We start from the raw sequence: 7,808 nt of genomic DNA, 5'->3' as shown, positions 1-7,808 counted from the left end.
TCCACACGCTGCGCGTCGCGACCCGGTCGAGCAGCTCCCGGTCGTGCGACGTCAGCACGACCGCGCCGCGCCACGCGAGCAGGCGCTCCTCCAGCCACTCCCGCATCCGCAGGTCGAGGTGGTTCGTGGGCTCGTCGAGCAGCAGCAGGTCCGGCTCCGCGAGCAGCGCGAGGGCCAGCGCCAGCCGCGTGCGCTCCCCGCCCGACAGGGTGGACGCCACGCGCCCCTCCATGCCGCGCAGGCCCAGCACGCCCAGCGTCGCGTTCGCCCGCGCCCCGAACCCGTACCCGCCTTCCGCCTCGAAGGCCGCCTGCTGCTCCGCCCAGACCGCGAGCAGGTCCGGCTCCGCGTCGAGCCGCGCGGCCAGCCCGTCCAGCCGCGCCTGCCGCGCCTCGTACGGATTCGCCGCCGCGACCAGCGCCGAGACCGTCTCGCCGCCCTCGAAGGTCGGATGCTGCGACAGGTACGCCAGCCTCAGGCCGGGCTCGCGCCACGACTCCCCCTCGTCCGGACGCAGGCGGCCCGCCAGCACGTCCAGCAGCGTCGTCTTGCCCGCCCCGTTGCGGCCCAGCAACGCCACGCGCTCACCCGACACCACCGAGAGGCCCACGTCGTCCAGGATCACGCGGTCCGCGCGGGCCAGGGTCACGTGATCGAGCGTCAGCAGGGTCGGCACGACAGGAGGCTAGCAGTCGCGGGGACCGGGCGGTGTGACGGGAGTTGCCGGAGCGGTCCGGGCGTTCGGGTGTGGGGCGCCCTCGCGTCTCTGTGGGCGAGGAGTGGCCGTCGGCGCCTTGGCGTCGTACGCTCGGGGACGGCCCCTCGCTTCTGCCTGGACCGTTCGCGTGTCTCCAGGTGTGGGAGTGGCCGTCCAGCCTTTGGTCTTCGCCGCCCGGAGCGGTCCGGGCGTTCGGGCGTGGGGCGCCCTCGCGTCTCTGTGGGTGTGGGGCACCTAACGCTCGTCAGGTATATACTGCCTCCGGAAAGTTTGGGGTGGACCGCGCCAAGCGGCACCCCAGGGAGGCTGATTTGAAACTCCACGAGTATCAGGGCAAGGAACTCCTGCGTCGCTTCGGTGTGAACGTGCAGGAAGGCAGGGTCGCGTACACCCCCGACGAGGTCCGCACCATCGCGCAGGACTTCGGGCAGTCGGTCGTCGTGAAGGCGCAGGTCCACGTGGGCGGGCGCGGCAAGGCGGGCGGCGTCAAGTTCAGCCCCGACGCGGAGAAGGCCTTCGAGAACGGGCAGAAGATCCTCGGGATGGACATCAAGGGCCTCACGGTCAAGAAGGTGCTCGTCACGAAGGCCGTCGACATCGACAAGGGCACGGAGTACTACGTCGGCATGATCGTGGACCGCAACGTGCAGTCCTACACGCTGATGGCGTCCTCCGAGGGCGGCATGGAGATCGAGGAGGTCGCCGCCGAGAACCCCGACGCGATCATCCGCTTCCGTGTCGACCCCGTCACCGGCCTGCGTCCCTTCGAGGCGCGCGAGGTGGCCCTCAAGGCGGGCTTCAAGGGCAACCTGAACAAGATCGCCGACATGATGGTCAAGATGAGCGACGCCGCCCTGAAGATGGACGCCGTGCTCGTGGAGATCAACCCCCTGTTCGTCGACGAGAGCGGCACGCCCCTCGCGCTCGACACGAAGTTCGAGATCGACGACAACGCCATGTACCGCCACAAGGACCTCGCCGACTGGCGCGAGCTCGAGGCGGAGCACCCGCTGGAGATCGAGGCGAGCAACTACGGCTTCGCGTACGTGAAGCTCGACGGTCACGTCGGCGTGCTCGGCAACGGCGCGGGCATCGTGATGACCTCCCTCGACGTCGTGAACCGCGCGGGCGCCAAGCCCGCCAACTTCCTCGACATCGGCGGCGGCGCGCGCGCCGACATCGTGTACAACGCGGTGCGGCTCGTGCAGAAGGACGCGGACGTGAAGTCCATCTTCATCAACATCTTCGGCGGCATCACCCGCGCCGACGAGGTCGCCAAGGGCGTCATCCAGGCGCTGCGGGAGGGCATCCTCACGAAGCCCGTGCGCATGCGCATCGCCGGCACCGCCGAGGAGGAGGCGCGCGCGCTGCTCGCCGAGGTGAACAGCCCCCTCATCCAGATGTACCCCGACATGTTCCAGGCCGCCGAGGCCGCCGCGCAGGAGGCGAACAAGTGAGCATTCTGGTCTCCAAGGACAGCAAGGTCGTCGTGGTCGGCATGACCGGCCGCGAGGGCTCGAACCACACGAAGGCCATGCGCGAGTTCGGCACGCAGGTCGTGGCGGGCGTCACGCCCGGCAAGGGCGGCACCACGCACGAGGGCCTCCCGGTGTACAACACCGTCGAGGACGCGCGCGCGAACCACGAGGTGGACGTCAGCATCATCTTCGTGCCCCCGGCGGGCGCGGCGGACGCGGTCCTCGAGAGCGCGCACGCGGGCGTGCCGCTCATCGTGCTGATCACGGAGGGCGTGCCCACCGTGGACATGATGCGCGCCGTGCAGGAGGTCAAGGAGCTCGACCGCGTGAGCCGCGCGGCGGGCGGCGCGGGCGTCCGCCTCATCGGCGGGAACTGCCCCGGCCTCGTGTCGAGCGGTGAGTGCAAGGTCGGCATCATGCCGAACCGCATCTACGAGAAGAAGGGCCGCATCGGTCTGATCTCGCGCTCGGGCACCCTGACGTACGAGGCGGCCAAGCTCCTCGGCGACGCGGGTCTCGGGACGAGCACCACGGTCGGCATCGGCGGCGACCCCATTATCGGCACGACCTTCGCGGACGTCCTGCCGATGTTCGAGGCGGACCCCGACACGGACGCGGTCGTCGTGATCGGCGAGATCGGCGGCGCGGACGAGGAAGCCGCCGCCGAGTACATCAGGAACAACATGAAGAAGCCCGTCGTGGCCTTCATCTCGGGCCGCACCGCCCCGGCGGGCAAGCGCATGGGGCACGCGGGCGCGATCATCATGGGCAACGTCGGCACGGCGGAGAGCAAGCTCGCCGCGATGGCCGAGGCGAATGTGCCCGTCGCGGACACCATGCCGCAGATCGTGGACCTCGTGAAGCAGGTCCTCGGGCAGACGGCGTAAGGTCCACTTGACCCCGGGGGCGGCGCTCGCGGGCGCCGTCCCCGTCCGTTTCCGCTGCTCACGTTCTTCATGAGCGGTGGGAGTAAGGTCAAAAATTCATCAGTCTCGCGGGCTATAGTGTGGGCATGAAACGCGCCCTCGCGGCCCTCGTGCTCGCCTCGCTCTCCTGCGCCCTCGCGGCGTCCCCCCTGTCCGTGTCCGGCACCGTCACCGGGGACGTTCCGGCGGGCGCGCGCGTCGGCGCGTGGCTGGTGAACGTCTCGGGCGCGCCCGTGACGGAGCTCGGCAGCGTCGCCGTGCAGGACGGCAGGTTCAGCCTGAGCGTCGCGGACGCCGCGCCCCCCGCACGCTCGGTCTCGGCCCTCTCCGCCATGGACCTCACCTGGCCGGGCGTCACGGGCGACGCCACCGTCACGCCGAACGTCAGGACCGCCGAGGCGCGTCTCTTCGTGTACGGCGACGCGAACGGCAACGGACGGCGCGACGAGTCGGAAGCGCTGCTGGAGGCGGGCGTGCAGTCGGGCCGCGCGAGCGTGGTCCTCGTGTACGTGGACCGGGACGCGAACGTGAAGGGTGACCGCGGCCTGAACGTGGACCTCGCGGGCGGCTGGAACTCCGTCTCCATCGAGCTCGGCAAGGCCCTCAAGACGTCCGTCGCGCGGGGCGCGTCGGGCGTTCGGCTCGTCGTGACCCGCTGAGCGGGAGTCAAAGAAAGCGGCCCGCGTCTGGCGGGCCGCTTTCTTCAGGTGGTTTCTGCGGGGATGAGACGTTCGTACGCCGCGAGGTAGCGCGGCAGGATCAGGCTGGGGTGGAAGTGCGTGAGGGCCCGCTCGCGGCCCGCGCGGCCCATCGCGTGGTACGTGGCGGGGTCCCGCAGGATGCGCAGGGCCGCGTCGGCCATGGCGTCCACGTCCCTGACCTCGCAGAGGATGCCGGTCACACCGTCCTCGACGACCTCGGGTATGCCGCCGATGCGGGCGGCCACGACGGGCACCTCGCAGCTCATCGCTTCGAGCGCGACGAGGCCGAAGCTCTCCTGCTGGCTGGGCAGCATGAACAGGTCCGCGATGCTGAGGACGGTCTCCACGTCGGGGAAGCTCCCTAGGAACTGGGTGCGGCCGAGCACGCCGAGCTTCTGCGCGAGCTCGAAGGCGCGCGGGCGGTCGGGGCCGTCGCCGATCATCAGGAGCCGCGCGGGCAGTTCGGTGCTGACGCGCGCGAAGGCCTCGATGACGTCCTCGGTGCGTTTCACGGCGCGGAAGTTGCTGACGTGCACGAGGATCGCCTCCTCGGGGTGGGCGAAGCGGGCGCGCACGGCGGGGTCGTGGTTGCGCTGGAAGCGCTGCGTGTCCACGAAGTTGTGAATCACCTCGATGGGGGTGTCGACGCCGAACATCTCGCGGGTCTGGTCCGCGAGGAAATGCGACACCGCCGTGACGTGGTCGGAGCGTTCGATGGCGTAGCGGGTGGAGTGCTTGAAGGCCGGGTCGAGGCCGACGAGCGTGACGTCCGTGCCGTGCAGGGTGGTGATGACGCGCGTGCGGCCCGTGATGGCGCGCGCGTGGATGGCGCTCGTGGCGTGCGGGATGGCGTAGTGCGCGTGGGTGAGCTGAACGTCGTGCTCGTAGATGACCTCGGCGAGGGCGTTGGCCTGGGTGATCTCCGGGAAGGACTGCTCGAAGAGGGCGTAGGCGTAGTTGCCGACCTGATGGAAGTACGGCCCGCGCAGGTGGTGGCGTCCGGAGAGCCGGAAGGGGACGCTCGCGCCGATGAAGCGGACCTCGTGCCCGCTGTCGGCGAGGAGCATGCCGAGCTCGGTCGCGACGACGCCGGAACCGCCCGCGCTGGCGTGGCACAGCACGGCGATCCTCATGGCGGTCCCTGGACGAACCTGCGGATGGTCGGGTGATTTCTCATGCGAGCCGATGATAGGGCGGGTTCGTCAGGGCTGAATACCTGCGAGGCACATTTGTGCCGCGCACCCTGAACGCGATGATTGCTCACATATGAGAACAGAATTAGTGTACATTCATGGCATTCATGCTCGCCATCGTCACCGACTCCACCTGTGATCTCGGCCCCGCCCAGCTGGCCCAGCTCGGCGTGACCGTCGTACCCCTGCGCGTCCAGATGGACGGCCGCTTCTGGCTCGACTGGGAGGAACTCGACCCGGACGCGCTCTACTCCCGCATGCGTGAGGGCGTGTTCGCCACGACCACTCCCCCCGACGAGCAGGACTTCCTCACCGTGTACCGCCGTCTGCTCGCCACGCACGACGCGGTGCTCAGCCTCCACCTGTCGAGCGGCATCAGCGAGACCGTCGCGCACGCCCGCGCCGCCGCCGAACGGCTCGGTGTCGGTGACCGCGTCCGCGTGTTCGACTCGGGCTTCGCGACCGCGCCGCTCGGTGAGCTCGTCATGACCGCCGCGCGCCTCGCCGCGAGCGGCGCGTCCGCCGGGGACATCCTCGGGACGCTGGAGCGCCTGAAGGCCAGCATGCGCGTGGAATTCACGGTGAACGACCTGGAGTACCTGCGGCGCGGCGGTCGCCTCTCGCGCGTCGGGGCGTTCTTCGGGAACCTGCTCGGCGTCCGCCCCATCCTCACCTTCGAGAACGGACGGATCGTCGCGGACCGCCGGGTTCGCGGCAGGACCGCCATGGACGACATGATCGGCAAGCTGGAGGATCACTTCGGGACGAGACCCGTGCAGGTGACCATCGCGTACGCAGGCCGTGACCGCGACCGCATCGAGGAACTGCGCCGGGCGCTGGAGGCGTCCCGTCTGGACATCCGCCGCGGCCGCATTCAGCTCATCGGCGCGGTCGTGGGAGCCTACACGGGCCCCGGCGCGTACGGGATGGTCGCGTTTCCCGCTGACGTTTAACGCACGACATGAGCAAATCCCCTCTGTTATGATGAAGGCAAGATGAAGTGGGTTCTGCTCGTCACCGCGATCGCCGTCGGGATCCTCACGTACTACACGGGTCTGCGCGTCGGGTACGTCACGCTCCTCCCGACCTACACCTACAACGCCCGGGGCGTGAGCAACTACACGTACCGCACGTACCAGGACGCCACGCGCCTCACCATCGTGGGGACGTGCAGCACGCGCTCCGGCAAGGTCACCGTGCGCTTCTACGACCCCGAGGAGCGCTACCTCGGCGGGCAGACCTGCACGCAGGGACGCTACGGCATCGCCCTGCCCGCGAACGGAAAGGTCGGCCTCTACCGCCTCGAGGTGGACTTCGAGCACTACACCGGACGCCTCGAAATCGACGAGAAACGCGACTGAACGGGCGCGTGCGGCAAAGGGAGAACAGGGACGACGTTTTTTCGTCCCTGCTCCTTATCTCATCAGCGCCTGAGTTCTCCGGGGCGGGCCAGTCTGACCTGCAAATCCGGTTTATAGTCAGGATGGCTCTTCAGGCCAACACGGACTATTTCCTTGAATCCATCTTCGCATTTTAACCACAGCACCTTAAACTTTGTCGCGTAGCCTCCGTTGCGACCTTCGACGGCAAGCTTCGTCTCCTCCATGACTCCATACATTTTTAGTATGGCGTTGTCATAGCTTCTACATCCCTGTTGGAAGTAGAAAGTTCCAGGATTATCTGATTTTGCGATGACTGTGCTTGGCACTTTCCATACCTCAATTTCCTCGATCACATCAAGGCTCCTGCTAAATTCTGATTTTTCATCCAGCTCTGCTGCAAAAGCAGCAGGATGTAAAGCAATACTCGCACTAGTAATCAGGATCAATTGTTTTACAGAAATCATAAAGTCGTTCAGCTAATAGGACACTTACATTGTTTTACATTGATCGAACCGCGGAGTAGAAACTTCACATTGCACAACGAATAACGTCAGATAGGTCGATGCGGCTCTTCTTACCCGGCGTAACGTGCTTCCGGATGCGTCAGAGACGAGCGTCGCACGGCCAAACCTGGCGCCTTCGTCAACAAGACAGCAGAAGGGGCCACTCCGGTCGGAGTGGCCCCTTCCTCGTCTCGGTTCAGTCCGCGCTCTGCTCGGTGGCCTGAAGCTTGTTGAGGCGCTTGGCGAGGCGGCTCTTCTTGCGCGCCGCGGCGTTCTTGTGGATGGTGCTGCCCTTGGCGGCCTTGTCGATGAGGCTCTCGGCGGTGCGCTGCAGCTCGGCGGCGTTCTCCGCGCCGGCGGTCACGGCCTCGACGGCCTTCTTGGTGAAGGTCTTGATGGTGCTCTTGCGGCTGCGGTTGCGCAGGCGGCGCTTGAGGCTCTGACGGTGACGCTTCTGGGCGGACTTGTGGCGCAGGGCCATGGTGGTTCCTTTCTCTCGCTGTTCGCGATGCGGTCCCACGCGTGTCTCGCGCGGAACTCGTGGCGTCGGCCCGTGGGGCCGCGCGGGTCACCTTCGTGACCGCCGCCTCACCGAGTCATGCCGGTGAAGCAGCCTTGAGATTCTACACGAAAGGAGAGGTCCCGGCAAGCCGCGGGGACGCTCTATCCTCGGGGCATGAGACGCAGGCGTGAGACCGAGGGCGCCGGGAAGCCTCCCGCGCGTGAAGACCTGATGCAGTACGCCTTCCGGGCGCTCGCGCAGCGCGCGCTGACCGAGCAGGAACTCGGGACGCGTCTGCGCAGGCGCGGCGCGGACGACGCGCTCGCCACGGAGGTGCTCTCGCGCCTGCGGGAGCTCGGGTACCTCGACGACGAGGCGCTCGCGCGCTCCGCCAGCACGCGCCGG

Annotated in this window: 10 protein-coding genes; 6 read left to right on the top strand and 4 right to left on the bottom strand. The window is 67.8% G+C overall.

All coding sequences use genetic code 11. The features are described 5' to 3' along the window. Nucleotides 1-676 (bottom strand): ATP-binding cassette domain-containing protein (locus DEIPI_RS27205; protein ID WP_157463340.1); only part of this gene is annotated, 676 nt, incomplete at its 3' end. Between the two features lie 353 nt (nucleotides 677-1,029). Between DEIPI_RS27205 and sucC the strand changes: the two genes are divergently transcribed. The 3 genes from sucC to DEIPI_RS0100060 all read left to right on the top strand — a co-directional run bounded on the left by sucC (nucleotide 1,030) and on the right by DEIPI_RS0100060 (nucleotide 3,781). After that, nucleotides 1,030-2,175, top strand: a complete 1,146-nt coding sequence (gene sucC / locus DEIPI_RS0100070) for an ADP-forming succinate--CoA ligase subunit beta (RefSeq protein ID WP_027480438.1) — start codon at nucleotides 1,030-1,032, stop codon at nucleotides 2,173-2,175. Next, nucleotides 2,172-3,083 (top strand): succinate--CoA ligase subunit alpha, encoded by a 912-nt coding sequence (sucD, locus tag DEIPI_RS0100065; RefSeq protein ID WP_027480437.1) that lies wholly within the window; start codon nucleotides 2,172-2,174, stop codon nucleotides 3,081-3,083. Before sucC ends, sucD begins: the two co-directional genes overlap by 4 nt. Before the next feature lie 125 nt (nucleotides 3,084-3,208). Then, nucleotides 3,209-3,781, top strand: a complete 573-nt coding sequence (locus tag DEIPI_RS0100060) for a hypothetical protein (RefSeq protein ID WP_027480436.1) — start codon at nucleotides 3,209-3,211, stop codon at nucleotides 3,779-3,781. Nucleotides 3,782-3,825: 44 nt separating this feature from the next. On the opposite strand, the gene bshA is transcribed toward DEIPI_RS0100060, so the two are convergent. Beyond that, on the bottom strand, nucleotides 3,826-4,956 hold the full coding sequence (gene bshA, locus DEIPI_RS0100055) for an N-acetyl-alpha-D-glucosaminyl L-malate synthase BshA (RefSeq protein ID WP_027480435.1): 1,131 nt from the start codon (nucleotides 4,954-4,956) through the stop codon (nucleotides 3,826-3,828). 158 nt (nucleotides 4,957-5,114) lie between these two features. On the opposite strand from bshA, the gene DEIPI_RS0100050 reads away from it, so the two are divergent. Both DEIPI_RS0100050 and DEIPI_RS0100045 read left to right on the top strand, forming a co-directional pair. Next, nucleotides 5,115-5,969 carry a DegV family protein gene (locus DEIPI_RS0100050; RefSeq protein ID WP_245588479.1) on the top strand — a complete coding sequence of 285 codons (855 nt, stop codon included), beginning with the start codon at nucleotides 5,115-5,117 and terminating at the stop codon, nucleotides 5,967-5,969. Between the two features lie 42 nt (nucleotides 5,970-6,011). Next, nucleotides 6,012-6,377: a hypothetical protein gene (locus tag DEIPI_RS0100045; protein WP_027480433.1), complete on the top strand. Its 366-nt coding sequence runs from the start codon at nucleotides 6,012-6,014 to the stop codon at nucleotides 6,375-6,377. Between the two features lie 62 nt (nucleotides 6,378-6,439). On the opposite strand, the gene DEIPI_RS37100 is transcribed toward DEIPI_RS0100045, so the two are convergent. Both DEIPI_RS37100 and rpsT read right to left on the bottom strand, forming a co-directional pair. Beyond that, a complete protein-coding gene (locus DEIPI_RS37100) occupies nucleotides 6,440-6,862 on the bottom strand; it encodes a hypothetical protein (RefSeq protein WP_157463339.1) in 423 nt (140 codons plus the stop codon). Between the two features lie 235 nt (nucleotides 6,863-7,097). Further along, complete coding sequence (gene rpsT / locus DEIPI_RS0100035; protein ID WP_027480432.1) at nucleotides 7,098-7,382, bottom strand: 30S ribosomal protein S20; 285 nt, start codon at nucleotides 7,380-7,382, stop codon at nucleotides 7,098-7,100. Nucleotides 7,383-7,577: 195 nt separating this feature from the next. On the opposite strand from rpsT, the gene DEIPI_RS0100030 reads away from it, so the two are divergent. Then, nucleotides 7,578-7,808, top strand: a 231-nt coding sequence (locus DEIPI_RS0100030; protein ID WP_027480431.1) for a regulatory protein RecX, incomplete at its 3' end; no start/stop codon positions are given.

It is taken from the genome of Deinococcus pimensis DSM 21231 (genome assembly GCF_000519345.1).
Lineage (GTDB): Bacteria > Deinococcota > Deinococci > Deinococcales > Deinococcaceae > Deinococcus_A > Deinococcus_A pimensis.
Note: the sequence above shows the minus strand (reverse complement) of the source record. Positions and strands in the feature narration are given on the sequence as shown.